Source organism: Halopseudomonas salina, assembly GCF_008641105.1.
This window is the reverse complement of sequence record NZ_VTTI01000004.1, coordinates 163,077-189,528: the sequence shown is the minus strand read 5'-3', so window position 1 is coordinate 189,528 and position 26,452 is coordinate 163,077. Positions and strand designations below refer to the sequence as shown.

The 26,452-nt window shown below is 58.0% G+C and carries 26 protein-coding genes and 1 tRNA gene; 14 read left to right on the top strand and 13 right to left on the bottom strand.

Going from position 1 to position 26,452, the window contains the following annotated elements:
• Window positions 1-55: 55 nt before the first annotated feature.
• The 3 genes from FZF01_RS08295 (at window position 56) to FZF01_RS08285 (ending at window position 2,186) form a co-directional block, all read left to right on the top strand.
• The gene (locus tag FZF01_RS08295) at window positions 56-577 is read left to right on the top strand and encodes a CinA family protein (RefSeq protein ID WP_150277680.1); all 522 of its coding nucleotides are present in this window, start codon (window positions 56-58) and stop codon (window positions 575-577) included.
• A 110-nt stretch (window positions 578-687) separates the two neighbouring features.
• Complete coding sequence (gene recA, locus FZF01_RS08290; RefSeq protein WP_150277679.1) at window positions 688-1,728, top strand: recombinase RecA; 1,041 nt, start codon at window positions 688-690, stop codon at window positions 1,726-1,728.
• Between the two features lie 14 nt (window positions 1,729-1,742).
• On the top strand, window positions 1,743-2,186 hold the full coding sequence (locus tag FZF01_RS08285) for a regulatory protein RecX (RefSeq protein WP_150277678.1): 444 nt from the start codon (window positions 1,743-1,745) through the stop codon (window positions 2,184-2,186).
• Here the strand turns inward: FZF01_RS08285 and FZF01_RS08280 are convergent.
• From FZF01_RS08280 to FZF01_RS08270, 3 genes are all read right to left on the bottom strand, one after another.
• Window positions 2,146-3,234, bottom strand: coding sequence for an LOG family protein (locus FZF01_RS08280; RefSeq protein WP_150277677.1), 1,089 nt, complete (start codon window positions 3,232-3,234; stop codon window positions 2,146-2,148). The two genes, FZF01_RS08285 and FZF01_RS08280, sit on opposite strands and share 41 nt — an antisense overlap.
• Window positions 3,235-3,264: 30 nt before the next feature.
• Window positions 3,265-4,668, bottom strand: a complete 1,404-nt coding sequence (locus FZF01_RS08275) for an MBL fold metallo-hydrolase RNA specificity domain-containing protein (RefSeq protein ID WP_150277676.1) — start codon at window positions 4,666-4,668, stop codon at window positions 3,265-3,267.
• Window positions 4,669-4,737: 69 nt separating this feature from the next.
• Window positions 4,738-5,148 (bottom strand): PA3611 family quorum-sensing-regulated virulence factor, encoded by a 411-nt coding sequence (locus FZF01_RS08270; protein ID WP_188434276.1) that lies wholly within the window; start codon window positions 5,146-5,148, stop codon window positions 4,738-4,740.
• Window positions 5,149-5,290: 142 nt separating this feature from the next.
• Between FZF01_RS08270 and FZF01_RS08265 the strand changes: the two genes are divergently transcribed.
• Window positions 5,291-6,049 carry a tRNA-uridine aminocarboxypropyltransferase gene (locus tag FZF01_RS08265; protein WP_150277674.1) on the top strand — a complete coding sequence of 253 codons (759 nt, stop codon included), beginning with the start codon at window positions 5,291-5,293 and terminating at the stop codon, window positions 6,047-6,049.
• On the opposite strand, the gene FZF01_RS08260 is transcribed toward FZF01_RS08265, so the two are convergent.
• Window positions 6,043-6,972, bottom strand: a complete 930-nt coding sequence (locus FZF01_RS08260; RefSeq protein ID WP_150277673.1) for a DMT family transporter — start codon at window positions 6,970-6,972, stop codon at window positions 6,043-6,045. The two genes, FZF01_RS08265 and FZF01_RS08260, sit on opposite strands and share 7 nt — an antisense overlap.
• Window positions 6,973-7,163: 191 nt before the next feature.
• On the opposite strand from FZF01_RS08260, the gene FZF01_RS08255 reads away from it, so the two are divergent.
• The 5 genes from FZF01_RS08255 (at window position 7,164) to FZF01_RS08235 (ending at window position 12,922) form a co-directional block, all read left to right on the top strand.
• Entirely contained in the window at window positions 7,164-7,826 is a 663-nt protein-coding gene (locus FZF01_RS08255; RefSeq protein WP_150277672.1) for a response regulator transcription factor, read from the top strand.
• A complete protein-coding gene (locus FZF01_RS08250; protein ID WP_150277671.1) occupies window positions 7,823-8,197 on the top strand; it encodes a diacylglycerol kinase in 375 nt (124 codons plus the stop codon). The genes FZF01_RS08255 and FZF01_RS08250 overlap by 4 nt, the downstream gene beginning before the upstream one ends.
• A gap of 108 nt (window positions 8,198-8,305) precedes the next feature.
• A complete protein-coding gene (locus tag FZF01_RS08245) occupies window positions 8,306-11,791 on the top strand; it encodes a hybrid sensor histidine kinase/response regulator (RefSeq protein WP_150277670.1) in 3,486 nt (1,161 codons plus the stop codon).
• 82 nt (window positions 11,792-11,873) lie between these two features.
• Complete coding sequence (locus tag FZF01_RS08240) at window positions 11,874-12,599, top strand: AzlC family ABC transporter permease (protein ID WP_150277669.1); 726 nt, start codon at window positions 11,874-11,876, stop codon at window positions 12,597-12,599.
• The gene (locus FZF01_RS08235) at window positions 12,596-12,922 is read left to right on the top strand and encodes an AzlD domain-containing protein (RefSeq protein WP_150277668.1); all 327 of its coding nucleotides are present in this window, start codon (window positions 12,596-12,598) and stop codon (window positions 12,920-12,922) included. The genes FZF01_RS08240 and FZF01_RS08235 overlap by 4 nt, the downstream gene beginning before the upstream one ends.
• Here the strand turns inward: FZF01_RS08235 and FZF01_RS08230 are convergent, their stop codons facing one another.
• The 3 genes from FZF01_RS08230 to FZF01_RS08220 form a co-directional block, all read right to left on the bottom strand.
• Window positions 12,923-14,149 (bottom strand): MFS transporter, encoded by a 1,227-nt coding sequence (locus tag FZF01_RS08230; protein WP_188434277.1) that lies wholly within the window; start codon window positions 14,147-14,149, stop codon window positions 12,923-12,925.
• A gap of 91 nt (window positions 14,150-14,240) precedes the next feature.
• Complete coding sequence (locus FZF01_RS08225; RefSeq protein ID WP_150277666.1) at window positions 14,241-15,314, bottom strand: metal-dependent hydrolase; 1,074 nt, start codon at window positions 15,312-15,314, stop codon at window positions 14,241-14,243.
• A gap of 90 nt (window positions 15,315-15,404) precedes the next feature.
• The gene (locus tag FZF01_RS08220) at window positions 15,405-16,094 is read right to left on the bottom strand and encodes a crotonase/enoyl-CoA hydratase family protein (RefSeq protein WP_150277665.1); all 690 of its coding nucleotides are present in this window, start codon (window positions 16,092-16,094) and stop codon (window positions 15,405-15,407) included.
• Between the two features lie 195 nt (window positions 16,095-16,289).
• Here FZF01_RS08220 and FZF01_RS08215 point away from each other — a divergent pair.
• A tRNA-Ser gene (locus tag FZF01_RS08215) sits at window positions 16,290-16,380 on the top strand.
• Between the two features lie 66 nt (window positions 16,381-16,446).
• Here FZF01_RS08215 and FZF01_RS08210 read toward each other — a convergent pair.
• Together FZF01_RS08210 and FZF01_RS08205 are read right to left on the bottom strand one after the other, a co-directional pair.
• A complete protein-coding gene (locus FZF01_RS08210; protein ID WP_150277664.1) occupies window positions 16,447-17,169 on the bottom strand; it encodes a Crp/Fnr family transcriptional regulator in 723 nt (240 codons plus the stop codon).
• A 217-nt stretch (window positions 17,170-17,386) separates the two neighbouring features.
• Window positions 17,387-18,106, bottom strand: coding sequence for a Crp/Fnr family transcriptional regulator (locus FZF01_RS08205; RefSeq protein ID WP_150277663.1), 720 nt, complete (start codon window positions 18,104-18,106; stop codon window positions 17,387-17,389).
• 297 nt (window positions 18,107-18,403) lie between these two features.
• Here FZF01_RS08205 and FZF01_RS08200 point away from each other — a divergent pair, with 297 nt between their 5' ends.
• Both FZF01_RS08200 and FZF01_RS08195 read left to right on the top strand, forming a co-directional pair.
• Window positions 18,404-19,390: a GAF domain-containing protein gene (locus tag FZF01_RS08200; protein WP_150277662.1), complete on the top strand. Its 987-nt coding sequence runs from the start codon at window positions 18,404-18,406 to the stop codon at window positions 19,388-19,390.
• A 272-nt stretch (window positions 19,391-19,662) separates the two neighbouring features.
• Window positions 19,663-20,175 (top strand): hypothetical protein, encoded by a 513-nt coding sequence (locus FZF01_RS08195; protein ID WP_150277661.1) that lies wholly within the window; start codon window positions 19,663-19,665, stop codon window positions 20,173-20,175.
• Between the two features lie 70 nt (window positions 20,176-20,245).
• Here FZF01_RS08195 and dsbG read toward each other — a convergent pair whose 3' ends face one another.
• From dsbG to dsbD, 3 genes are read right to left on the bottom strand one after another with little or no spacing between them, the layout of a single operon-like run.
• Window positions 20,246-21,001 (bottom strand): thiol:disulfide interchange protein DsbG, encoded by a 756-nt coding sequence (gene dsbG / locus FZF01_RS08190; protein WP_150277660.1) that lies wholly within the window; start codon window positions 20,999-21,001, stop codon window positions 20,246-20,248.
• On the bottom strand, window positions 20,998-21,813 hold the full coding sequence (locus FZF01_RS08185) for a TlpA disulfide reductase family protein (protein WP_150277659.1): 816 nt from the start codon (window positions 21,811-21,813) through the stop codon (window positions 20,998-21,000). Before FZF01_RS08185 ends, dsbG begins: the two co-directional genes overlap by 4 nt.
• A complete protein-coding gene (dsbD, locus tag FZF01_RS08180; protein ID WP_150277658.1) occupies window positions 21,813-23,558 on the bottom strand; it encodes a protein-disulfide reductase DsbD in 1,746 nt (581 codons plus the stop codon). Before dsbD ends, FZF01_RS08185 begins: the two co-directional genes overlap by 1 nt.
• 151 nt (window positions 23,559-23,709) lie before the next feature.
• Here dsbD and FZF01_RS08175 point away from each other — a divergent pair, with 151 nt between their 5' ends.
• A complete protein-coding gene (locus FZF01_RS08175) occupies window positions 23,710-24,405 on the top strand; it encodes a response regulator (RefSeq protein ID WP_150277657.1) in 696 nt (231 codons plus the stop codon).
• The gene (locus tag FZF01_RS08170) at window positions 24,402-25,721 is read left to right on the top strand and encodes an ATP-binding protein (protein WP_150277656.1); all 1,320 of its coding nucleotides are present in this window, start codon (window positions 24,402-24,404) and stop codon (window positions 25,719-25,721) included. The genes FZF01_RS08175 and FZF01_RS08170 overlap by 4 nt, the downstream gene beginning before the upstream one ends.
• Window positions 25,722-25,733: 12 nt before the next feature.
• Here the strand turns inward: FZF01_RS08170 and FZF01_RS08165 are convergent, their stop codons facing one another.
• Complete coding sequence (locus FZF01_RS08165) at window positions 25,734-26,438, bottom strand: tellurite resistance TerB family protein (RefSeq protein ID WP_150277655.1); 705 nt, start codon at window positions 26,436-26,438, stop codon at window positions 25,734-25,736.
• Window positions 26,439-26,452: the final 14 nt, after the last annotated feature.

Genomic DNA, 26,452 nt, shown 5'->3' with positions numbered 1-26,452 from the left:
TGAATCCGTAGTTGGAGACTGGCATAGTCTATTCAGTTTTATGAGAGGAGTGCGCATGTCGAACTATGATCACTTGATTGACGCTACGGCCGCCCGGCTGGGCAATGTATTGCAGCGTCACGGCTTGAATGTGAGTGCAGCAGAATCTTGCACCGGAGGCGGCATCTGTGAGGCCATCACTCGCGTCAGTGGCAGCTCTGCCTGGTTCCAGACGGGCTTTGTCACCTATGCCAATCAGAGCAAAAGCCGTTGGCTGGGCGTGCATGAGGGTGATCTGCAGGCTCATGGTGCGGTAAGTGAGCCGGTGGTGCGCGCGATGGCCAGTGGTGCGCTGGCAGCCGCTGAAGCTGATATTGCGGTCGCGGTAAGTGGCATCGCCGGTCCGGATGGTGGGACCGCAGAGAAGCCGGTGGGCACGGTATGGTTTGCCTGGGCCCTGCGCGACGGCACAGTCAGCTCCGGCTGCCGCCGTTTGCAGGGCAATCGCCGGGAAGTGCGCGCCCAGACCGTTTTGCACTCTCTGGAGGGCCTGATCAAGGCCGCAGAGCAGTTGGCTGTGAGCCAGTCCTCAACCTGATTAAACAAGGGGTAGGCGGCGGCAGACTTCTGTGAAATAATACTGACCATATATACAGTAGTTTTCGTTTTCCGGGCACTCGCGTACCCGCCACTCCAAGAGGATGCACAATGGACGACAACAAGAAAAAGGCGCTTACGGCTGCCTTGAGTCAGATTGAACGTCAGTTTGGCAAGGGTGCGGTGATGCGCATGGGTGATCAAGAGCGTATGGCCATCCCGTCAATCTCAACCGGTTCCCTGGGGTTGGATATTGCCCTGGGCCTGGGAGGTTTGCCCAGGGGCCGGGTCGTCGAGATTTATGGTCCGGAATCTTCAGGTAAAACCACACTGACTCTCTCGGTCATTGCCCAGGCGCAGAAGCAAGGTGCTACCTGTGCTTTCGTTGACGCAGAGCACGCACTGGATCCCGAATATGCCGGCAAGCTTGGTGTGATCGTGGATGATCTGCTGGTTTCTCAGCCTGATACCGGTGAGCAGGCTCTGGAAATTACCGACATGCTGGTACGCTCCAACGCGGTCGACGTAATTGTCATCGACTCGGTAGCAGCCCTGGTACCCAAGGCCGAAATCGAGGGCGAGATGGGTGATCACCACGTCGGTGTGCAGGCCCGCCTGATGTCCCAGGCCCTGCGCAAGATTACCGGTAACATCAAGAACGCCAATTGCCTGGTTATTTTCATCAACCAGATCCGCATGAAGATCGGCGTGATGTTCGGCAACCCGGAAACCACTACAGGTGGTAACGCGCTGAAGTTCTACTCCTCCGTCCGTCTGGATATCCGCCGTACCGGCGCGGTGAAGGAAGGCGACGAAGTAGTGGGTAGTGAGACCCGCGTCAAGGTAGTCAAAAACAAGGTGGCGCCTCCGTTCCGTCAGGCTGAATTTCAGATCCTCTACGGTTCCGGCATCTATCACAATGCCGAGATCATCGATCTGGGCGTGCAAATTGGCCTGGTCGAGAAATCCGGCGCCTGGTATGCCTACAAGGGCAACAAGATTGGCCAGGGCAAGGCCAATGCAGCCAAATACATGGCCGAGAATCCGGCCATTGCCGACGAGATCGAGAAGGCTATTCGTGATCAGCTGTTGCCCAAGCCCAGCAACGCCAAGGCAGCGGCTGTCGAGGCCAGCGCCGACGTTGATCTGTAATCTGACGCGACATCATGTTTGGTCGTCAGCAGCAGCTTGAAACGCCCCAGGAAATCCGGCGCAGCGCGCTGGACTTGCTGGCGCGACGTGAGCATAGCCGGCTCGAAATGCTACGCAAGCTAAAGCTGCGTGGCGCTTCTACCGACCAGTGTGAAGCAGTGATCGATCAATTGCAGGAAGATGGCCTACTAAGCGACGAGCGATTCTGCGAGGCCTACGTGCATGCCCGGGTTCAGCGTGGTTACGGCCCGCAGCGACTTGCAGAGGAGTTACGCGAGCGCGGCGTGGCCGAGCATCTTGTCAGCGACGTGCTGGGACTGGACTGGGATTGGTCCAAACGGGCCAGCGTGGCATTCGCCAAACGCTTTCCTGAAGGCCCTGCAGAAGATCTCAAGCAGCGTGCGAAACAGCTCAATTTCATGCGCTACCGGGGTTTCGCAGATTTTCGACTCGATTGACGTAATTGATAAGTGCTCTTAACCGGCCCTGATGGCGGCCGTTAAAGCTGAATACCAGACGATGCATTCCATCCAATTCTGGCTCATCCGGATCTGGGCATCCGGTACCTACCTGCTCGAAATCCCCTCCTTCGCAAATATCATTGAATTGTTCGTTGATCTGGTCCAGTGTGAGATCGCTCAGTGGCTTGTGCATCCGCAGCTGATAGCGCCTATCAACCCATCTGGATGAATGGTAATTGCTGTAGAAGTGCAGAATTTCCTGCATGGCCTGATCAGGTGAGCGCGCCAGTGTGATCAGATTGAAGTCGGCCTCAAGTATGTATCCCTGATCACACATCTGGTTTTTGAAAAAAGTCAGCAGACCGTCCCAGAAGCCACCATCGGGAACGTCGAGCAGGATAATGGGTACTACCGGACTCTTGCCGGTCTGGATCAGCGTCAGCACCTCCAGGGTTTCATCCAGAGTGCCAAAGCCTCCCGGGCATAGAACCAGCGCGTCAGCTTCCTTGACGAAAAACAGCTTGCGCAAAAAGAAAAATCTGAAACGCAGGTCATGATCTGTGTTGTATACGATGTCGTTGGAGCGCTGCTCGAACGGCAAGGTGATATTGAAGCCGAGACTGTTGTCCAGACCGGCCCCTTCATGAGCTGCACCCATGATGCCATTGCCAGCTCCAGTGATGGTCATATAGTCATTCTGGGCAAGGGTTCTGCCCATATCGCGTGCCAGGGCATACAGCTGATGGTCAACGTGGGTTCGAGCCGAACCGAATACGGTTACCTTGCGGCGGCGCTTGAACATCTCGAGTCGGGCGAAGGCCTGCTCGAGTTCGGCAATGGTTTGCAGCATGATCTTGGCGTCCCAACGGTCCCTGTCAGCCTGTGCCATGCGTACGATGTTGAGAATCATCTCACGGTAGAGCGGAGCGTTTGCGCTATTGCCAGCGCTGGCATCGACCAGCGCATCGATTTTTTGCTGTAACCCCGTTCCACCGGTCTGCACATGCCGTGTCAGGTAGTCCGCCGGGTCTTTGTCATCGGTCATCGACAGTTCCAGTATCAGTTTGCATGCTCGTCAAAACGCTATTTGCTCATCCAGCTCCGGGATAGTTGCCAGCCAGCCAAGGCGGGCTTTTATCGCCGCTGCAAGCGCTTCGCTCTTTTCCAGCTCACCATGCACCAGATAGATTTCAGGACTGCGTTTGAAGTGCCCAAGCCATTCAATGAGTTGTGACTGGCCGGCATGTGCGGAAAATCCACCGAGTGTATGCAGATGCGCCTTCACGGCGAGGCTCTGATGAATAATGCGTACGTTTTTCTCACCGTCGACCAGTCGACGGCCCAGGGTACCCTTGGCCTGGAAGCCGGGCATGATGATATGGCAATCATCACGCCAGAGATTGTGTTTGAAGTGATGGACTATACGGCCGCCGTTGCACATGCCTGCGCCGGCAATAATAATCGCGCCGCCGTAGACGCGGTTGATTGCCATGGATTCCTCGGTGCTTGGCGTGCATTTGAGGATCGGCAGCCAATGCTTGAGATCCCCTTTTTTCTGGCTTTCGATCAGTGCTTTTTCAGCAGGTTTGAAGTCCTTGCGAAAACGATCGTAAATCTCCGTGGCAGCGATCGCCATGGGGCTATCCAGAAATACAGCCTGTTGCTTGAGCGTGCCGGCCTGATAAAACTTGCCCAGATAGTAGAGGATGTCCTGGGTTCGACCTACGGCAAACGACGGGATCAGGACATTACCGCCGCTGGCCCAGGCGGCATCGAGTATTTGCTGGAACTCCTCCAGGGTCTCGTCCAGGTTGCGGTGGTCCCGATCGCCATAGGTAGACTCCATCAACAGCAGGTCTGCCTCCTTAAGGGTTTCAGGCAGCTTCAACAGGGGCGACTGGTCATTGCCCAGGTCTCCTGAAAACACCAGTTTGCGGGTGAGGTTGTGCGCTTCATGAATGGTTATTTCCACGACGGCCGACCCCAGAATATGGCCAGCCTCATGGAAGGTAACATTGATACCATTAGCCGCTGTCGCTTCCTGACCATACTCATGGTGCTTGCACAGTCGCAGAGCGGCGTCGGTATCTTCCTGGGTATAAAGAGGTTCGAGAAGGGGCTTGCCTGCACGTTTGCGCCACTTGTTTTCCCAGTCAGTGTCCCTTTGCTGCAGGGCGGCGGCGTCGCCGAGCATGAGTTTCAGGAGTTCGGCGCAGCCCTGGGTCATATAAATAGGGCCTTTATAGCCTTCAGCCACCAGTTTGGGCAGAAGACCTGAATGATCCAGGTGCGCGTGGGAGATAATGACTGCGTCGAGGCTCTCGGGCATGAAGTCGAAGCGATTTCGATTCTGCGCCTCTTCCCGACGGTACCCCTGGGTCATGCCGCACTCCAGCAGAACCCGGGATCCATTGGCTTCCAGCAGATAACAGGAGCCGGTAACCTGGCGTATCGCGCCTTTGAAGGTGAGTAGAGCCATGTTTATATTCTCCGCCTGAAAATTCCATTGTGCCGGGCGTTGATGGCTGGTTCGTTGATCTGGGACAGTCTAGAAGGACTGACAGTGTTCAGATACAAAGCTGTGTGTCAGGACGGGCTGAGTGGTATCAGTCAGCACAAAGTGGTAGGTCAGGGTCGCGCCCATGTCCATCAGGCGGCGAAACTGCTGGTTGGAGCACACGCTGGCCTGCAACTGGCTGCGTACAACCAGGGGCTCGGACTGCAATTGGGCCGCATAAGCTTCATTGACCGAAAGGTAATTGATCAGGTGACCATCTCGCGCACTGAAGCCTTCATCGACAATGTCATCATTGAGTGGCCGAGGAGTGCCGATGCTACTTTGCTCGGCAATGTCCTCAAGGGTTTCCTGCAAGCGCATTTCCCTGAGCGATTGCGCCTGAGAGGGAAGGGCGATTAGGGTTGCAACGAGCAGGGTAGTGGACAGGGTTAACCAACGCATGAATATTCTCCATTGACCGGAATGTATGACGGACTGCAGCATTCGACCATCCCGGAGTGAACTGGTTCGTGCCAAGCCCGACCAGAGCGGTTTTGATTGTGTCAGAATGCTGGCCGAGCACCAAATCTGAAAGTGGAAATCCATGACCGAAGAGAAGTATCCCGAGCACGCGGTTCACCGGCTCCGGAGCCAGATGCGTGAAAAATCGACCAGGCCCTTTCGTGCCCGGGGCTCGTTCATGCAGCGTTGCGAGGGTTGCCTGCTTGCTCCCAGGGCATGTCTGTGTGACTGGCGACCCAGCCTGGCAACGTCAGTAGGCATCTGCCTGATCATGCATCCCCTGGAGCCGCTCAAGCCAACCAACACCGGAAGGTTGATAGCCGACTGTCTTCCCGAGACCCACGCTTTTGTCTGGTCCCGCACAGAAACGGATTCGCAGCTGGAGCACTTACTGGCAGACCCCCAATGGCAGCCGTATATCGTTTTCCCCGGGGAGTACGCGCGACCCGATCAGCAGGTGGTGCAGGAGCTACCCGAGCGCAGCGCTTCAGGTAAGCGACCGCTGCTGGTCATTCTTGATGCTACCTGGACGCAGGCCCGCAAGATGTTTCGTAAAAGTCCTTGCCTGGCTGGGTTGCCGATACTGAGCCTGCGCACCGAGCAACTTTCGCGCTATCGCCTAAGACGCTCCTGTCGTGAGGAGCATCTGTGTACCGTCGAAGTGGCCGCTGCCTGTCTGGCGCTGGCTGGCGATGAGGCCGATGCGCAGTTGCTGGGTGACTATTTCGACCTTTTTACCGAAGCCTACCTTGCGTCGCGGGCCAATCGGCCGTTCACGCTGGACACACCAGCGCATGAGCGTCTCGCGCTGCATCTGGCCAGAAAACCTAATACTCAGTGATGCCCGGCGGGCTCTTGCTGAACGGGTACTATTGCCCGTCGCCTTTCCAGAACCAGGGGCACCAGTTGCGCTACCAGCATGCCGGCGAGCATCAGGGAGCAGCCGATGAATCCCCTCAGGCTGAGTGTCTCATTGAGAACCAGCCAGCCGGCCAGCGCAGCGAATACGGCTTCCAGGCTGAGAATCACCGCGGCATGGGAGGCGATGGCATCACGTTGGGCCACTACCTGAAGGGTGAAAGCAACCCCTACGGCCAGCAAGCCGCCGTACAGAATGGCTGGCCCGGCCAGCACGATTGAGGTCCAGACAATGGGCTCAAAAATCACTGCCAGTACCAGGCTGATCACAGCGCACACCACAAATTGGCAGAAAGCCACTCGCACCGGATCGAAGCGGCTGGCCAGGGAGCTTACCAGCAACACGTGTACGGCCCAGCAGGCCGCGCCGGTCAACTGCAGCCAGTCGCCCCGTGAGATGCTGTAGTCTGCATTCACGCTCAATAACAGCATCCCGATCAATGCCATTGCTGCGCCGGCCCAGGTGCCGATGCCAGTGCGCATACCGATGAATAGCCCGAAAACTGGCACCAGAATGACGTAGAGCCCGGTGATGAATCCGGAGTTGGTCACGGTGGTAAACATCAGACCGATCTGCTGCAGGTTAATGCCCAGGGTGAGGACAAGCCCCAGAATCAGGCTTCCCAGCAGCATGGGCCGGCTAAATCGGTACCCGCCGGGAGCGGCGCGGGGCCTGGCGAGCAACACCAAAGGCAGAACTGCCAGAGCGCCGAGCAGAAATCGCAGTCCGGTGTAAAGGAAGGGGCCGACATGCTCCATGCCCTTGCTTTGGGCGACAAAGGTCGAGCCCCAGATCAGAGCTGTAATCAGCATGAGCAGGTCGGCTCGGTAGGCACTGGATTTCATGCATGGCTCCGCTTGATTGATTCCGGCGCGGAGTATGCCTACAGGTTTTGTCCAAAAACAGATACAGTTGCGCAGGATTAGCGCGTGACCGCTGGGTCGGCACAATCAGTTAATTGACGGGTTCTCCGGCGGCTGTCACGCTTTGCACCACAAAGCCAACAAAAATAACATCATTATCGAGAACATAAGGTATGGCTCCCACCTACGATATTCTGATCGCAGACGATCACCCGCTGTTTCGCAGCGCATTGCGCCAAGCTCTCGTTTCGGCCGCTGACGCGCAGCTTCAGCTCACGGAAGTGGGCAGTATTTCCGAGCTGCAGGCTAGCCTGGAAACGCGAGACAGTTGGGATCTGGTTCTGCTGGATCTGAACATGCCTGGCGCCTACGGTTTTTCAGGGCTGGTTTTGTTGCGAGGTCAATATCCGCATCTCCCCGTGGTAGTGATTTCAGCCCAGGAAGAGTCCTCCGTGGTCAATCGTGCGCGAGACTTCGGTGCCAGCGGCTTTATTCCAAAGTCTTCGTCCCTGGAAGAAATACAGCAAGCGGTGCGCACAGTGCTGGAAGGCGGCATAAGTTGGCCAACTGCAGCCGGCAGTGGCGGACCGCTATCGGAGCAGGAAAAGACCGTGAGCGCTCAGCTTGCCAGTCTCACGCCACAGCAGTTCCGCGTGCTGACCATGGTCTGTGATGGTCTGCTGAATAAACAGATCGCCTACGAGCTGAGTGTGTCAGAAGCAACTGTCAAGGCACACGTCACTGCTATATTTCGTAAGCTGGGAGTGCGTACCCGGACCCAGGCGGCACTGGTGTTGCAGCAAATGGAACTGACCCATGCGGGTCAGAGTGCATGACCAATCCGTACAAGGGCGCTACCGGCCTTCGGCGTATCTGGAATGCCTGTGGCTACTCACTGGACGGTTTGATGACGGCCTACCGCGGGGAAGCCGCGTTCCGGCAACTGGTCTGGATGGCGATCATTCTGATTCCAGTGGCTCTGGTCTTGCCGGTTGGTCCGGTTTCCAGAGCTCTATTGATTGGCAGTGTGCTCATCTCATTGATCATCGAGCTGTTGAATTCGGCTATCGAGGCGGCAATCGATCGAATATCGCTTGAGACCCATCCTCTGTCCAAGGCGTCGAAAGACATGAGCAGCGCTGCGCAAATGCTCGGCCTCATTCTGCTGGCGGTTGTCTGGGGCCTGGTTCTGCTGGAAAACTTCTAGCCCGGACTGCAACAATCGTCCGATGTTTAGACCTAAGTCGTAGTCGGGGTTGCTGGGCAAAGCCAGGGCGGCCTGACAGACTGGTCACCTTGTTCAAGGTGTCGTTACGTGATGCTTTCAGGTTTGCTGGTCGCCTCGATATTTCTCCTTTACATGGCGTTGCTGTTTGCTATCGCGTTCTGGGGCGACAGGCAGACCAGCGAGTTCAATCCGCGACTCCGTGTATGGGTTTACAGCTTGTCCCTGGCGGTCTGGTGTACCAGCTGGACGTTCTTTGGTGCAGTGGGCATGGCCGCCGATCAGTTGTGGAATTTTCTCCCGATCTATATCGGCCCAGTCATTCTGTTTCTGTTCGGGTGGCGTCTCTACGCTCGCATGATTGCGATCAGCAAACAGGAAAACATCACTTCGATTGCCGATTTTATTGCCTCACGCTACGGCAAATCCCGAGGGCTTGCGGTAGCAGTCAGCATCTTGTGCCTGGTCAGTGTTCTGCCGTATATCGCGTTGCAGCTCAAGGGTATTGTGCTGGGGTATAACCTGCTCAGCGGCTCGTCCATGACCGGCAGTGGGACCCTTGCCGGTACCAGCGGTGCCGAAGATACCGCACTCATCATCACCTTTGTCCTGGCTCTGTTCACTGTTCTCTTCGGAACCCGAAGCCTTGATGCTACCGAACACCACCGGGGCATGATGCTGGCTATTGCTTTCGAGTCCCTGGTCAAGCTCCTGGCGTTTCTGGCGGTAGGTATTTTTGTCACCTTCAGTCTGTTCGGCGGAGTGGGGGACTTGCTCCAGCGGGCCACTTCCAGCCCGGAGCTACAAGAGTACTGGCAGCGCGATACCTTGTTCACCAATCTGCTATTTCAGTCGTTCATTGCCATCCTGGCGTTTCTCTGTCTGCCCCGACAATTTCAGGTGGCTGTCGTCGAGAATATCGAACCTGGTGATTTGCGCCTGGCCCGCTGGGTGTTTCCCGCCTATCTCATTCTTGCAGGTCTGTTCGTACTTCCTATCAGCCTGGCCGGACAGATGACCCTGGGCCCGACAGTGTCGGCAGATTCCTATGTGATCAGCCTGCCACTTTTGCAGGGCAGTCCGGTCCTGGCGCTATTGGCATTCATTGGTGGCGCATCGGCGGCGACGGGCATGGTGATCGTGGCTGCCAGTGCCTTGAGTACCATGGTATCGAATGATGTTGTGTTGCCGTTGTTGCTGCGCAATCGGAACCGGCCGGAACGGACCTATGAAGAGTTTCGCGGTCTGCTACTGAATGTCAGGCGGACCAGCATTCTGGTTATTCTGTTGCTCGCTTACGTGGTGTATCGGCTGATTGGCTCGGCTGGCACACTTGCGAGCATTGGACAAATCGCCTTCGCCGCCATAGCTCAGTTGGCGCCGGCCATGTTCGGGGCGCTGTTCTGGAAACAGGCCAACCGTGCTGGCGTATTTGCCGGTCTGGCCGTGGGCAGCAGTCTGTGGTTCTACACGCTGATCCTGCCTTTGCTGGGCTGGCAGTTGGAGGGCTGGCCGCTGCTGAATACCCTTTACGGCGGTCCGCTGGATCTTCCGATGGATAACCTGACACTGGCGAGTTTGATTGCGCTGGCTGGCAACGTGGTGTTTTTCATACTGGTATCGGGGTTCAGTCGGACCCGGGTGGTAGAGCACTGGCAGGCCAGTCGTTTTGTCAGCCCTGATTCGTCGTCCTGGCAGGAAGGGCCCAGCCGGGCGCTGCTGCGGGTGACAGTGGATGATCTGTTACTGCTGGCTGGGCGGTTCGTTGGCCAGGAGCGCGCGCAACGCAGCTTCGAGCGTTTCTCTCTGACCCGGGGGGGCGCTATGTCCGGATCACAAATTGCCGGTAGCGCCTGGATTGCCCACAGTGAACGTCTGCTGGCTGGGGTCTTGGGCGCCTCTTCGGCCAGGGCCGTAGTCAAGACAGCAATCGAAGGCCGGGACATGCAGTTCGACGACGTGGTACGCATCGTCGATGAGGCCACCGAAGTGTTGCAGTTCAACCGCGGGCTGCTGCAAGGTGCTATCGAGAATATCAGCCAGGGAATCAGTGTGGTCGACCGCGAGCTGCGCCTGGTGGCATGGAATCGACGCTACCTGGACATGTTCGAATATCCCGAAGGGTTGATTGCGATAGGTACGCCCATTGCTGATCTGATCCTGTATAACGCTAGCCGTGGCCTGTGTGGCCCCGGTGATCCCCGTGAGCATGTGACCAAGCGCATTAACTGGATGCGCAAGGGCAACGCCCATCGTTCCGAACGGCAGTTCCCCAGTGGGCAGGTTATTGAGATCATTGGCAATCCGATGCCTGGCGGTGGCTTTGTCATGAGCTTTACCGATATCACTGAATTTCGCCGGGCAGAGCAGGCTCTGAAAGAATATAACGAGCGCCTGGAACAGCGCGTTGCCGAACGTACCAGTGAGCTGTCGAAGCTCAATCAGGCACTCACACTGGCCAAGGCTCAGACCGAGCGCGCCAGTCAGTCCCAAAGCCGCTTTCTCACCGCAGTAAGCCACGACCTGATGCAGCCCATGAATGCCGCCAGACTGTTTTCGGCGTCCTTGTCCCATCAGGCCAACCTGCCGCCCGAGGCAGAAGAGCTGGTGCACCATCTGGATACGTCCCTGCGGTCAGCCGAGGATCTGATTTCCGACTTGCTGGATATTTCTCGCCTCGAAGCCGGTCGCATCACGCCGGAATGGAATGACTTTGCCCTCAGTGAACTCTTTGAACCCTTGCGTATCGAGTTTGGCGCTTTGGCTGTCGAACGGGGTGTTGAGCTGCGCGTGCATGACAGCCAACTGCGCGTGCGCAGTGATATGCGCCTGTTACGTCGGGTGCTGCAGAACTTTCTGACCAACGCATTTCGCTATGCGGGGCGTTCCAAGGTCGTGCTTGGTGCCCGGCGACAGGGCAGTCAGTTAAGGATCGAGGTGTGGGACCGCGGGCCAGGGATTCCCGGGGATAAGCTGAGAGTCATATTCGAGGAGTTTCAGCGGCTGGACAGCCACCACACCCAGGCTGAAAAAGGCCTCGGACTGGGACTGGCCATTGCCGACGGTATCTGTCGGGTCCTGGGTCATGAGCTGGCGGTGCGCTCTTGGCCAGGCCGTGGCAGCGTCTTCAGTGTCGCCCTGCCGGTTGCCACGGCCGTCAGGCCCCGCATACGGCTGGCTGCCGTGCAACCGAGCCCTACTGTCTGCGGCGCCCAGGTGCTGTGTGTAGACAACGAGGAAAATATCCTGACCGGCATGCATAGCTTGCTCAGCCGTTGGCAGTGTCATGTCGCGGTGGCAAAGGATCGGGTGGAGATCGAGCAACTGCTGGATTCCGGATTCCGGCCGCAATTGATTCTGGTGGATTACCACCTGGATGCGGGCGACACGGGCACTGCTTTGGTCCAGTGGCTACGCGGGCGTTTGGCGGAGGACCTGCCAGGGGTGGTCATCAGTGCCGATGGTCGTAGCGAACTGGTAGCGCAGATACGTGCTGCGGGTCTGGACTTCCTGCCCAAGCCGATCAAACCAGCTGCGCTCCGGGCGTTGATCAGCCGCTATGTGAATCTGCACTGAGGCCTGTTCGCGCCAAACTGTATCTTGTGTGCTTCAACGCCAGAGCGTAGTTTCGCTCGCCTGATCGTTAAAGGGCCAAAGCATGTCACCGCGTTGCAAGTCTGCGTTAGTCGGAGCCAGGGACACCATTCCGATGCTGGTCGGCGCTCTGCCATTCGGCATAATTTTCGGCACTCTGGCCGTTTCGTCCGGGCTTTCTGCAACCGCAACCCTGGCCATGTCCGCTCTGGTGTTTGCCGGCTCGGCCCAGTTCATCGCCATTGGGCTGATTGCTTCGGGTACCGGGCTGCTGGTCATTCTGCTCACTACCCTGATCGTCAACTTGCGGCATCTGCTCTACAGCGCCAGCCTACTGCCCTATGTACGCCATCTGTCGCAGCGCTGGCGTCTGCCGCTGGCGTTCTGGCTGACCGATGAAAGCTATGCGGTAGCGCACAGGCATTACCTCAGCCCGGATGAGCCCCTGGAAGACAAACACTGGTATTTTTTCGGTTCCTGCCTGGCGATGTACAGCAACTGGTTTGTCTGCACCCTGATTGGCGTCCTGCTTGGTCGTTCGCTGCCGGAGATGGCCGAATGGGGTCTGGATTTCGCGATGGTCGCCACTTTTATCGGTATCGTCGTGCCCTTGTTACGAACCCGGCCAATGCTGGTTGCCGCGCTGGCTGCCGGGGCTGTCGCCGTGGTGGCCCACGGATTGCCTTACAAGCTGGGTTTGATGCTTGCTTCGCTCGTCGGTGTCATGGCTGGCATTGCAGCCGAGCGGTTGGTCAGCCGACCCAAGTCGGGCCAGGGAGGTGATGCATGACTTTCCATGAGATCATTTTGGTAGCGGGTATGGCTCTGATCACCTTTGCTATCCGTTACACGCTCTTTGCTGCCGGGCACCGGGTAAGGTTTACCCCCTGGGTTGCCCAGGGCTTGAATTACGTGCCGGTGGCCGTGCTCACGGCAATAGTGGCACCCGCCATGCTCATGCCTGATGGCAGCCAACTGGATCTGGGTGTGGATAACGCCTATCTCGTAGGCGGTATTGTGGCGATCATCCTTGCCGCGCGATGGCGCAACCTTTTGGTAACTATTATCGGTGCAATGTTGTGCTTCTTCGCCTGGCGTTGGTGGCTCGGGTAATCACCAGAAAGTTGCACGGCCACTGCGCACAGCGGTAACCATCAACGCCAGTGCGGCGATCGAGATCAGGGTGGTGAAGCCCAGCACGGTTGTGCCAAAACCGATCACGTCGCTGGTAAAACCGACGCCAAGCACCACAGAAGCCATTGTCAGGTATGCCATCAGGTAGAACGCCGAGATGATCCCGCCGCGCTCTGCCGGTGGTGCTACCTGGCTGATAGAGGCAATTGCCACCACCCCGGTGGCCCCGGCCCCGGTAGCAGTGGCCAACGTTGCCAGTGCAAACAGCGAGGGCGAACTGAGTAGCACTGAGCCTGCCATGATCACCAGGCCGGTGATGAGCATGATGGGCCCGGCGATCAGCAGTCGGTTGAGGGGTTGGCGTTGGCAGGCAAACTGACTAATTCCCGCCATCAACTGCCAGGCGGCAGCAAATAGACCCGCAACGGCGCGATCGCTGATGCCGGTCAGATTCATGGCCAGTGATGGACCCAGCGATGCGTAGAGACTTCCGGTAGACCAGGCCAGGCATATAGCGGCGGCCGCGAATATGAACGCACCCAGAAGCTCGCGTGGCACCTTGATGGTGGTCGGTCGCCAGTTGCGCAGCTTGAAGTTGTGCTGGCGCTGACCGAGGTGAGTGGGCCAGGGTGCGGACAGTAGCAGAATGATGGAGCCGAGAGTTAGCGCAATAATGACCAGAAAAGGCCAGAAAGCAGCGCCGGTGCCGAAGTGCAGCGCAATCGAGCTGACCGTGGGGCCCGCGAAGGCGCCGAGGGTAAAGAACAGCGCCGAAAGAGTCGCCGCACGAGTCCAGTTCTCATTGGGCTCAAGTTCTACCAGAGCGGCCGAAGCTGCTCCGGTAACCAGGCCGGTGCCAATGCCGGTCAACAAGCGCGCCAGGCCCAGGCCGTAGATATCTGTGGCCAGGAGAAATGCGCTCGCCCCGGCCAGTATGAACACCAATCCCGGCACCATCATCTGTCGTCTACCGAGTTTGTCCGATAGCGATCCGAGGATGAGCAGTGTGGTTACTACCCCAAGTACATAAATGGAAAAAACCGCTGTTAGCGCTGTGGAAGAAAACCCCCATTGATCCTTCCAGTAGGAGTACAGGGGGGTTGGCAGATTGCTGGCAAAGATCGTGGTAAAAATTGCCAGCAGGGCAGCAATCATTGCCAGGCCCCGGCGATTTTCGCCGCCGGTTGCGCTCAGTTCCGCTGTCATGCTCTGTGTCCGTAGGGGTGATGCCTGCATTATCGCAGAGAGCGGCTGCTGTTGCGCTGTTGCCTGGCATCATCAGCGGTTATGGAAAAGCCTATGGTGTCGCGCCAGATGCTGCTGGCATGTCGCCCAGGTTGTTCGCCAGGGACTCCAGGGGGAAACGGTATTGAGCATCAATCGCACGACGGAACAGCCCCCCTAGCTGCCCCAGGTCAGCCGCCGGCGCAGGCCACAGCTCGGAGTCACGGACTAATGAAGTGGTTTTCCCGTCGTCGGAAACGGTGGCTAGGGCAAAACGGAACGGGTGATAGCCAGTCATGCCCAGCCGCAGATCGGTCACTACCCACTGGCTCCCAATAAGGTCGTAGCGCAGCATGTCACGAGTGAACCAGCGTAACCTGTGATGCTGCTCCGAGCCCTCAAGGGCCAGCGCTGCTTCGCTGTAGTTTCGCGGCAACTTGACCAGTTTCGGCAGCTCGCTATCAAACCATCCGGTGAGTCCTTCGTAATAATCATCTCCGTCTACAGCCACCACCCGCCAGAGCAGAGTGTTGAAAGGCGTGGGAGAGCTGAAACGGTGCTCAGTTTCAACGCCCGCGAGCGCAAGGGCACGATCGAGCCGGTAATCCGCCATCTGCTTGCCGGCCAGGGTGCTGAGCAGATACAGACTACTGATCACCAGCGCCGCATGTTGCCAGCGCAGGCCCGCGCGATTCATGCCGATAATCAGGCCGGCGACTACCGCGAACAGCAATGGCAAGGTGTACAGGGGGTCGATAATGAAAATGCTTGAGATCGCCACCGGTGCTGTGGTCATTGGCCAGAAAAGTTGCGTCCCGTAGGTGGTGAAAGCATCGAGGAGCACGTGGGTGACGAAGATCAGCCAGATGCACAGCCATAGTCGGACTGCCGTGTAATCAGGATGGGGACGCAGGCGTCTTGCGAGCCAGGCGAGTATCAAACTCAGACCAGTGAGTACGAAAAGCGAGTGGCTGAAGCCCCGGTGGTAGGTCATGTCGGCTACCGCATCGCCGAAGTCCAGCACCACGTCCATGTCTGGCAAGGTGCCGAGCAGTGCGCCGGCAACCAGGGCTTTGCGGCCATGCCAGCGGCCTAGCATGGCGCCGCCGACGGAGGCGCCAAGCAGTGCCTGAGAAAGCGAATCCATGTGTGTTCCCCTGAACAAAAAACACCAGAATAAGTCAGTCCGGTGTGTTTTGTCCGGGCAAATCGATTCGAGTCGTAACGCCCGTTTTTATCAGAGAGCGTGCTGCTTATCCACAGCAATGGAGCGGTCCAGCAGTTCCAGCAGTTCCTTGCGCGTCTTGAGCTTGGTATTGCGATGTGCAGTCATATTCAATTTGGTCAACTGCGTGGCCATTTCCATCGCCTTGCTTTCCAGTTCCTCGGCGGATACTACCTTGTCCAGAAAACCTGCAGTTACCGCGTCTGCCGGATCGAACATTTCTGCGTTGATGACCGAGCGGTTGAACGCACTATTGGTCAGGCGTGCGCGGGCCAACTCGATGCCTACATGGTGCATCGTCATGCCGATGGCAACTTCATTCAGGCCGATTTTGAACGGGCCCTCGATTCCGATACGGTAATCGGCAGAGAGGAGGATGAAAGCGCCTTTGGCCACCGCGTGGCCGGTGCAGGCAACAATCACCGGGAAGGGGTGAGACAGCATGCGTCGAGCCAGGGTTGAGCCGGATGCAACCAAGTCCCGTGCCGCGTCTGCACTGGATGTCATGACCTTGAGATCGTATCCGCCGGAGAGAATGCCGGGTTGCCCGGTGATAACTACAACGGCCTTGTCCTGCTCGGCCTGATCAAGCGCCTTGTTGAATGCCTCCACAACAGCCGGAGATACCGCATTGACCTTGCCGTTGCTCAAGGTAAGACGCGCGATGCCATCGGAGAACTGGTAGGAAACGAGCTCGTTCATGAAATATTCCCTTTGTGTGGAGGCGACCTGACATGGTCGCGTGTGGAATGCAGTGTACCAAGATAAAGCTGACCGGCCAGTTCCGCAGTAATACGCCGGTGCCGGTCTGCACCAGGGAAAAAGGGTTTGCTAAACAGAAGCGCTTTCGGTAAATTAGCGCGCCTTGGAACCGGCCCTGCCGGGTTCGAGAATTGCGGAGAGGTGGCCGAGTGGCTGAAGGCGCACGCCTGGAAAGTGTGTATACGTTAATAGCGTATCGAGGGTTCGAATCCCTCTCTCTCCGCCATATTGCATCGACAAAGCCCCGTTTATCGGGGCTTTGTCGATTTTAATCTTCAGGTTTTCACTGCTTTTAGGAAAAGGCTACCCGTTCAAGCATCCGGTCGTAGATCTGCCTATCAGCCACATAGCAGTGACAGGAGGCTTCTTCCAGGCCGGGGCGGTCATGCACGGTGATTTTGCCCCTTTGATAGCCGATCAATCCACGGCTTTGCAGGGCCTTGGCTGCCACGGTCACACCTGAACGCCTTACCCCCAGCATCGAAGAGAGAAACTCGTGGGTGAGGTGCAGTTGGTCACCCTGGGTTCTGTCGTGGGTCATCAACAGCCAGCGTGCCAGACGTGGTTCCACTGCGTGAAAGTGGGCACAGGCTGCGGACTGGGCTATCTGACTCATCAATGCATTGAGATAGCGTTTAATCGCTTTTTTCAGGGCGGGGCTGCGTTCCAGATGATCCTGGAAGCAGGCCGATGACATGCGCAATGCCGTACCCCCTCCCTTGACCAATACTTGTATCGAGCTCTCTTGCACGCCGAGCATCAGTGACACTCCCACCATCCCCTCGTTTCCCACCATGGAAACTTCCAGACGTGCTCCGCTTTCCAAGGTCACGATCAGCGAGGCAAGGCAGTCTATTGGGAAGTAGACGTGCAGGATCCGTTCCCCAGGCTCTGCCAGTACCTGACCGAACTTCAGGTCCACCATGTCACTGTCCGCAACAAAACGCTCCAGCTCCTGAGCAGTCAGGCTATCGAGAAGTCGGTTGGGATTGGAAAGAACAGCGGTTTGATCCATTGATGCACTCCAGGCATGAAAATTTGGCCATCGGCACATGCAAAGAACATCATGGAACCCCGAGGTCAGAAAGCGATAGAAAAACAACGCTCTATCGACGACAACAGGGACAGTAACACCGGCTTTTTATCCAGTCGGTACGCTGGAGCACACATGGAAATTTATGTACGCAATCACACCTTCGCTACACTCAATCATGGTTGATCGTGCATGGTGATCAAGCGGAGTGTCGATAATTGAGCAGGCGGTCATATTCCTTTTTTACCACGGCATAGCATTCACATACCCGCCTTTCCAGGCCAGATCTGTCCAGAATGCTGATACGGCCACGGCGGTAGGAAATCAAGCCAGCCCTTTGTAGATCCCCCGCTGCGTCGGTGACGCCTTCCCTGCGCACACCCAGCATGTTGGCGATCAGTTCCTGAGTCATCACCAGTTCGTTGGTGGGCAGTCGGTCCATACTCAGCAGCAGCCATCGGCACAATTGTTGGTCCAGGCTGTGATGCCGGTTACACACAGCGGTCTGGGCCATCTGGGTAATCAGCGCCTGGGTGTAGCGCAGCAACATATCCTGCAGGCAGCCTGCACGGTTGAACTCGGTCTTCAAGAGCTGACCCTTGAGGCGATAGGCGCTGCCAGCGCTTTGAACGATGGCGCGGCTCGGCGTGGTTTCGCCGCCCATGAAAAGCGAGATGCCAACAATGCCCTCGGCTCCAACTAGGGCTGTTTCTGTAGAACTCCCATCCTCCATCACGCAGAGCAGCGAAATGATGCAATCAATGGGAAAGAAAACATATGGCATGGTCTTCCCGGACTCCACCAGAGACTCTCCCAGCGTCAGTTCGACCAGCTCCAGATGCGGCGCCAGGCGGTCGTACTCGTCTTTGGGTAGTATCGCCAGCAAATGATTCTGCCGAGGATCACGTTTCTGGGGCATGCAGGGTACTCCGTTATTGGACAGGCCCTCCTTGTGACACTCGACAGGGAGGGCTTGTTCCGGGGTGTTATTTGGCCCGAGGTTGTCGCGGGAGGGGTATCTGTGAGAGGGCGGGAGGGCATCACTTGCATGGAATCAAGCCGAGGGTTGGATTTGTTCCCTTTGCACGGCGCTGTGTACGAGAAGGCTGCTATGTACGCTAACGCACGGTGTTGGATCTGTCACGGTATTAAACTCGTTAAAATACTCATGCTGTTCAGTCTTTGATGGAGCAACATCACACAAGGATATTCCATAGTGCTTGAGGCTAATATCCGAGCTCTTCAGGTCATGATGGGGGCTGGAGCGCCTGCTTCAGACTCTCCTGAAAACCCTGACGGACCTATTGAAACGCTTCTCGACAGGTACACGCAGCTTGTGGCGCGGATCTTCAAGGTGCCCATGGCGGCAGTATCTATGGTCGACCGGAAGCATCAATTTTTAAAAGCATCTTTCGGAATTGAGGTTTGTGAAAGCTCAGTCCACGACTCTTTCTGTGCCCATGCGCTCAAACTGGATGTGCTTGAGTTGTCAGATATACAGGACGACGAATTGTTCTGTTCCCATCCCTCCGTATTGGGCCCTCCCTTTCTGCGCTTTTACATGGGTGTCGTACTGCGAGGTCCCAGCGGCAAGCCCATAGGTACCCTCTGTATCATGGATACGCTACCTCGCTTCATGAGCCGCCTGGAACGTTCCTGGTTGATTACTTTCGGCCAACAGTTCAGCGAGCTGATCAACCATGAAAATGCCTTGGCTGAGGCGCAGTTACTGCAAGTCAGTGCTCCCATCGAAACGCCGTCAGCTGATTCACTTGCCGAATTGATCCGTCTGTCAGAAAAGGGCGGAGGCTACGTGGCAGTCCTGCATATGCGTCTTAAACGGATAGACGAGATTTATCGTCGCAATGGGCCTGTCGTCAGGAACCATGTTCTGGAATGTCTCGCTGAGCGTCTGAAATCACCTGACTCCAAAGTGTTGGCCGTCCATCATCCGAGTATGGCGCGCTTTGGTGCAGTGATACCGGTGCATTCGATTCAGGATCTGTTCAACGTGATCACTGCTATTGTTGCCAAGCTGTCCAGGCCAATCATTCTCCAGGGGGTAACGATTCAGCCGGACATAGATGTGAGCATCAGCTTGTCTGACCTTGAGGGTGTGACGCTGGAAAAGCTTCTGGAAAAGGCAGAGGCGGCCCTGAACGGCCACATTTCTCATGAAGGGATACGGGTTTTCAACTACTAGTTCGTGGCAAAGCAGTGCAGCAGGAGCCTCACTGCTACTGCAGCCATTTTTGGGTGCCAGGCGGATCAGGATTGGCTTGTTTTGTTCCTCAAGTGAGAGAGCCCCGGATTTCTGGTCTAGACTTTCAGGGTCGATCCGGCCGATGTCGAGAACCGTATGACCCTGACAGGATGTCCGTGCCTTCACCGATCCAGAATGTGGCTTTGCTCCTGTCCTCACTCGGCCAGCCCTCGGCCCGAGCTGTCGTAAAACTGATAACCACAGGAGTGACCATGATGCTTCCCAACCAAACCCTCCGCCAAAGACTAAGCCTCTCCAGTTGTATTGTCGCTGTTCTGCTACTGAATCCGGCAGTTGCCGACACCATCGAGGGTTCGCTCAATGGTGAATCGAAAAGCTGGAATGTCCTCAAGCAGCAAGGCGCATCAACGGCAACTTTTTCGGAGCTGACTCCCGGCATGCAGACAGTCAGGTTGCAGGGCCATGTGGAGCAGAAGTTTGCCACCCAGGGCACCCTGAGTATCAATTTCACGTTGATGAATGGATCGCTGATAAGCCCCCCGGAAGTGACCTATTTCCATACCAATGGATTCATGCCCAACTATGGAAACCAGGATACGCCAGCCGGCTGGGAGCTTAGCATCAGCGAGATTGAAGGGGATTCGGCGCATTTTGTCGGACGATATGAGGGCACCCTGAAACTGCAGGGCAAGCCTGAGGGGAATGAACCCGAGACGCTGGAACTGGCCGTTGAATTCGATGTGCGAGCCACCAGGGATGAATAAACACCTGCGCCGCTCAGTTCATCGGCAGCGCAGGGCGCGGACGGCGCTCAGATAAATACACTGGGCTGTGTTATCTCGGCCCCATGATCTCTGCCAGGCGATCCGGTCGGGGTGCGCCCTGTTGCTGCTGCATGCGTCCCTGGTCATCCTGAAAGAAGATCGCCGGTGTGGCCTGGGCGCCAAGTTGGCTCATCAGATCGTAATTGGCTTTTAGCTGCTGCTCGATCGCCGCCGGGATCGTCTTCATCGCCACAACTCCGTCACCGGACTCATGGTCATGCAATGCCGCCGCGGGATTCTTTGCTGCGAGAATGGTGGCGGATTTGCCGGGGCTGTCTTCACGCAATATGCCGACCATGATATGCCGCAGTTGCACCTTGCCTGACTCTACCCACGGACGTGCCTGCTTCCAGAACATGCTGCAGAACGGGCAGCTGGGATCGGTGAAGGTATAGACCACGCGCTCGGCATCATCAGCGCCATCACCAATCCAGTCGCTGGCTTCCAGCTGCGCCCACATGCCTTTTGCCATGGGTTGATACACCAATTCGTCGAGATGTTTCTGGCTGATATCTGTGCCGTTGGCATCCAGCAGGGTGCCGACCAGTACGTGCTGTCCGTCCTCGGTGAGGTACAGTGCCAGGCCCTGTCCATTGAGTTTGCCGGCAAAACCCTGCAGGCCCGCGGGGGCGTCGAAGCGGCCGACAATGTCGACACCGTGCTTGACGGTAGCGGCAATGGGCGCGGGCCAGTCTTCAGCGCTGGCGAAGGGCGTCAGGGTGAATAGCAGGGCGGGGAGTGCATATTTTGCATGTAGTCGGATCATGGCGTTTCTTCCTCTTTGAGTTTGGCAATCTGGTGGGACAGGCTCGCCGCGGACAGTTCGCCCAGGTGGCTGGCGACCTGCTGGCCTTGTTCGTTGTAAAACAGGGTGGTGGGCAGCGCCTGAGAGCCGACCTGCTGGCCAAACTGACCGCCGCTGTCGAGCAGGACGTTGTGCAGTGTCAGGTCGGTGTCTTGCAGGAAGCGGATTATCTCGCCCTGGCCTTCGCCCTGGTTGATGAAGGCAAAGACAATGTCGGCTTCCCGTTGCTGGGCGTCGGCCAGTACCGGCATTTCACGCCGGCAGGGTGGACACCAGGTGGCCCACAGATTGACCACCAGCGGCCGGCCGTTCAGATCCTCAAGTGATACCTGTTCACCTTCAACGTCGAGCAGCGTCATGTCCGGGAGTTGTGTGCCTTGCTGCAGGGTGTGGAGCATGTAACTGCTCACGCCCCAGAAGATCAGACCGACTGCCAGCGCCCCGCCTAGAGGCAGGCGCAGAGTCAGGTCGCGCCAGGCAAGCCACAGGCCTGCAGCCAGCGCCGCTACGATGCCCGGCCAGATGATGAAACCGCCATCGCGGATGTCGATTACCTGCCAGAGGTCGTCTCTGTAGTGATCGAAATAAAGGGCCACAAACGCCAGGCGGGCGACGCCCAACCCCAGCAGCAGGAGATTGAACAGGTGTTTTTCCGGATTGCGCTCGCGGTGACGCCCCATCCACCAACCGGTCAGCGTCGCCAGAAACAGACTGACCAACATTATGAGATGTGAGCTGGCCATCGCCAGCGGGCCGATATTGACTGTCAGCATTAGCCGTCCTCACGGGTGGTTTGCCACGACTGCATGAATTCACTCGCGTTGACTTCGCCGGTGATGCGGTGGGCGCGTCGCTCCTCGCCATCTGGCCCGAACCACAGAAGGGTAGGCGGGCCATGAATAGCATAGCGCGAGAGCAATTCACGGCTCGCGGCGCTGTTGGTAGTGACGTCCGGTCGCAACAATCTCACGCCATCCAGGCTGGCCATCACATCGGCCTTGCCGAACACGTTCTGTTCCATGATCTTGCAGGACACACACCAGTCTGCGTAGTAGTCGACCAGTACCCATTCTCCAGCTGCCCTGGCGGCGGCCAGTTGCTCATCCAGCTCGGCGGGCGTATCCAGGGTGGTAAAGGCGTCCATATCGCTCTCTGCCGGAGCGGCTGTGGCCGATGCACTATAGACTGCCAAGGGTTGCCAGGGATTGATCGCACCACCGGCAGCGCCCAACAGCAGCGTCAGGCCCCAGACGCCCGCGAGCGTGGCGGCGGTATGCAGCATCGTGCTGTGAGTGCTGCCGCGGGCTGTATGCATCAAGGTGATGGCAGCGCCCAGCAGGAATACGGCTATCAGGCCGAGCCACAGGGAGGCATCCAGCGCCGGCCGAACGATGAACAGGGCCGCGGCCAGGAACACGAAGCCGAATACCACCTTGACCCGGTTCATCCAGGCGCCGGGGCGTGGGAGAAAGCGGGTGCCGACTGTTACCAGCAGCAAAAGCGGCACGCCCATGCCTACACCCAGAGCAAAGAGCGCGAGACCGCCCTGCAGCATGTCGCCAGTCTGGCCGATATACAGTAGCGCGCCTGCCAGTGGTGCGGTCATGCATGGGCCCACCAGCAGGCCGGACAATACTCCGAGCATCGCCGCGCCGCCAAGATGGCCGCCGGTCTGCTTGCGTCCGGCCTGATCCAGTCTGTCCCGAACAAAGGCGGGTAGTTGCAGTTCGAAGAGCCCGAACATCGGTAGCGCAAGCAGGACGAAGAGCCCGGCGAAGCTGCCAACAACCCAGGGTTGCTGCAAGACGGCCTGCAGGTTGCCGCCGATCAGCGCCGCCAGCACGCCTAGTGCGGCATACACCAACGCCATGCTGAATACATAAACAGATGCAAGCATCAGTCCTCGGCGAGGGGTCGCGCCACTGCCCACCACCAGGCCAGCAAGAATCGGCAGCATGGGCAGCGAGCAGGGTGTGAATGCCAGCAATAGCCCCAGCCCGAAGAATAGCGCCAAAGCTACCGGCAGTGACCAGGCCTTAAGATGACCGGCCATGCGCTGGTCTTCGGCCTGCGTATCAGACGCTGGCTCCTGAACGTTGGTACCGATATCACGGCTTTGCGGCGGATAGCATAAACCGGCATCGGCACAGCCCTGCCAGCCGAGCGTGAACGCGCCTGAGTGCTCCGCCGGAATGGTCAGTTGCAGCGAGTCGCGGTACACCTGCGAATCACCAAAGAATTCATCGCTGTAGGCTGTGCCGTCGGGGAGTGTGGGATGGAGTCGGGCATTCAACCCGGAAAAGGTCAGGCGTTCCTGATACAAGTAGTATCCGGGTGCGATGCGCCAGGTCAGCTGTGTTGCACCGTCGTCACTGCGCGTGACAGACAGGTCAAACGCTTCCTCGACTGGGAGAAACTCAGCATTGCCTTCGGTCCCGCTGCTGAGGCTGCCGAAGGCGAATGCCAGGCTGCTCCACAATAGAAAAACAGGTAAAACCGGAAAATGCCGCCACTTCATGTGTTCGGTGCCCCCGCCTGCAGAATGATGTGCTGGAGTATGCATTGGCGGGATTAAGGGCGAATTAACGCCTGTGTGGTTCAGCCAGCAGCTCTTAATCCGCTGTTAATCATTACAATGGATACTGTCAGAAATCCGTAGCGGAACATCCATGCATATTCTCCTTGTCGAAGACGACCCCCTGATTGCCAGCGGCATTGCCGCCGGTCTGGCTGCGCAAGGCATGACGGTGGACCCGGTGGGCACCGCGGCACATGCCGAGGCCATGCTCGGAACAATCGCCTTCGATGTGATGATTCTGGATCTGGGGCTGCCCGACGAGGATGGGTTGTTGTTATTGCGCCGGCTGCGCGCCCGGGAAGTGACCATCCCGGTGCTGGTGTTGACCGCCCGTGATGCCGTCAGCGATCGGGTTGCCGGTTTGCAGGCGGGCGCCGACGATTATCTGGTCAAGCCATTCGATCTGCGTGAGCTGAGTGCCCGGTTGCACGCAATGCTGCGCCGAGCCAGCGGCCGCAGTTCGAATCTGATCAGGCATGGTGTGCTGGTGTATGACCCGGATGCTGCGCTGGCCTGGGTGAACGACACGCCAGTGGAACTGTCGCGGCGCGAACGTGCCTTGCTCAGTACCCTGCTGCTGAACAAGGGCCGAGTGCTGACCGCAGGGCAACTGAAAGACAGCATCTACGGCATGAGCGACGAGCTTGAAAGTAACGCGCTCAACGTGCATATCCACCATCTGCGCCGCAAGCTGGGTAATGACATAGTCGAGACCGTGCGCGGGCTGGGGTATCGCCTCGGTGCGGCGGCGCCTGTCGATCCCCCATTATCCGGTTCGCGACAATGAGCCTGCGCCTGCGTCTGACGCTGATTCTGGGGTCCACTTTCATCATCCTGTGGTCCGTGGCTGCCGCCTGGATGCTGTACGACCTGCGGGCAGAGATGATGCGGTCGCTGGATCAGCGGCTTGCCGCCTCGGCGCAGATGGTGGCTGGTTTGCTGGTACAGCTGCCGCAATCCTCTCAACCGGATACGGGCAATCCCATTACTGCCCAGCGATTGGGCATCCCCGATGGCCTCACCTGTCAAGTCAGCTCATTGCGCGGCGAAGTTATCGCGCGTAGTCACCCCGAGTTGGCGGAGCCCCTCGATGCGCAGCAGACTGGTTTCCGAGACCAGCAGATAGATGGGGTGAGATGGCGTAGCTACACGGTAGAGCAGGATGGCATGCGCATTACCACGGCAGACCGGTTGGATGAGCGCAGAGAACTGCAATCGGCGGTATTGCTGGCAGCGGCATTGCCGGTAGGGGTAGCGTTGCTGGGTACGCTGTTATTGCTCTGGTTTGGCGTGCGCAAGGGGCTGGAACCGCTACGGCGCATGGCTGATGCCTTGCTTGAGCGCGATGCGCAGTCCCTGCAGCCTTTGCAGTTGGCCTCTCTGCCAAGCGAACTCAGACCGCTGCAGGACAGTCAGAACCAGCTTTTCGAACGGATTGCCCATGCCATTGAGCGCGAGCGCCGTTTCACCGGCGATGCGGCCCACGAGTTGCGCAGCCCCCTGACGGCGATCAAGGTGCACCTGCAGGTAGCGGGGATGACATCGGGCGCCGAGTCCGCCAATGCTCTGGCCCAGGCTGAGAAAGGCGCTGATCGTCTGCAGGGCACACTGGAACAGTTGCTCTTGCTGGCGCGGGTAGAGGGTCGGCAATCCTTCGACGAAGGCGCGCAGGCCACAGCGCTGCAGGTCGCCCGTTTGGCAATGCAGGACACTGCTGGCGCTGCAGAAGGTGTGGAGCTACGCGCTGCGGCCACGTTATCGGATCGACCTTTGAACATGCCCCCCGCGCTGGCTACGGTAGCGCTGCGTAACCTGCTGGATAACGCCCTGCGCCACACCGTCAAAGGCACACGGGTGGAGCTCGAGGTCAGCAGCCAGGGCAACTGGGTGCATTTCAAGGTGCGTGATCATGGCCCGGCATTGGCCGACGACAGCGTGATGTTGCTGACTCGGCGCTTCTGGCGGCAGGACACCGGGGGCGGCAGCGGCCTGGGTTTGGCAATAGTGGATGCGATAGTGCAACGCTTTGGCGGCCAGTTGCGATTCAGCAACGGCCCCGATGGGATGCTGGTCACGCTCCAGTTGCCGTTGCTTGCTGTTTAATTCACAAGGGGCTCACCCCAGATTGCTTGCTGCCTGGGTCTCAAGTTCGGTTTTCAGGGCAGGGTCGAGCTTCAGTTGCCGCGCTAGCTCATCCAGGTAGGCGCGTTCCATGTAATTCTGGTCGTCGACCATGACCAGGCTGGCAAGATACATCTCCGCGGCGATCTCCGGCGTGGCAGCCGAGCGAGCAACATCGGCAGGATCGAGGGGCTTGGCCAGTTCCTGGTCGAACCACCGCTTGAGTTCGGAGTCGTCAGTGATCCTTTCGACTTCGCCATCGATCAATACGCGTTCACGATCGTCGATATGACCATCGGCCTTGGCGGCGCCGATGACGGCGCGCAAAATCGCCTGGCTGTGCTGTTCAATCTGGGCGGGCGGAACGCGATCAATCGTCTGGGGTTGACCCGGGCTGGCGCCTCCCTGGATCTGGTTATGGGTTTGCCAATTGCTGTAGGCCTTGTAGGCGACAACACCCAGTGCAGCCAGACCGCCATACATGGCCACCTTGCCGCCCATTTTGCGGGCCTTCTTGCTGCCCATCAGCAGGCTCATTGCGCCGCCGCCCAGTGCGCCTCCCCCGACGCTGCCCAGTAATCCACCCAGCGGTGAACTGCCGCCAGCCCGGCTTTGTGGCTGATTACCGCCGTTGCCCTGATTCTGCAGCATATCCTTCCCGGCATGGAGCAGTTGGTCCAACAGACTGCGCGTGTTCATTTCCACCTCTGATC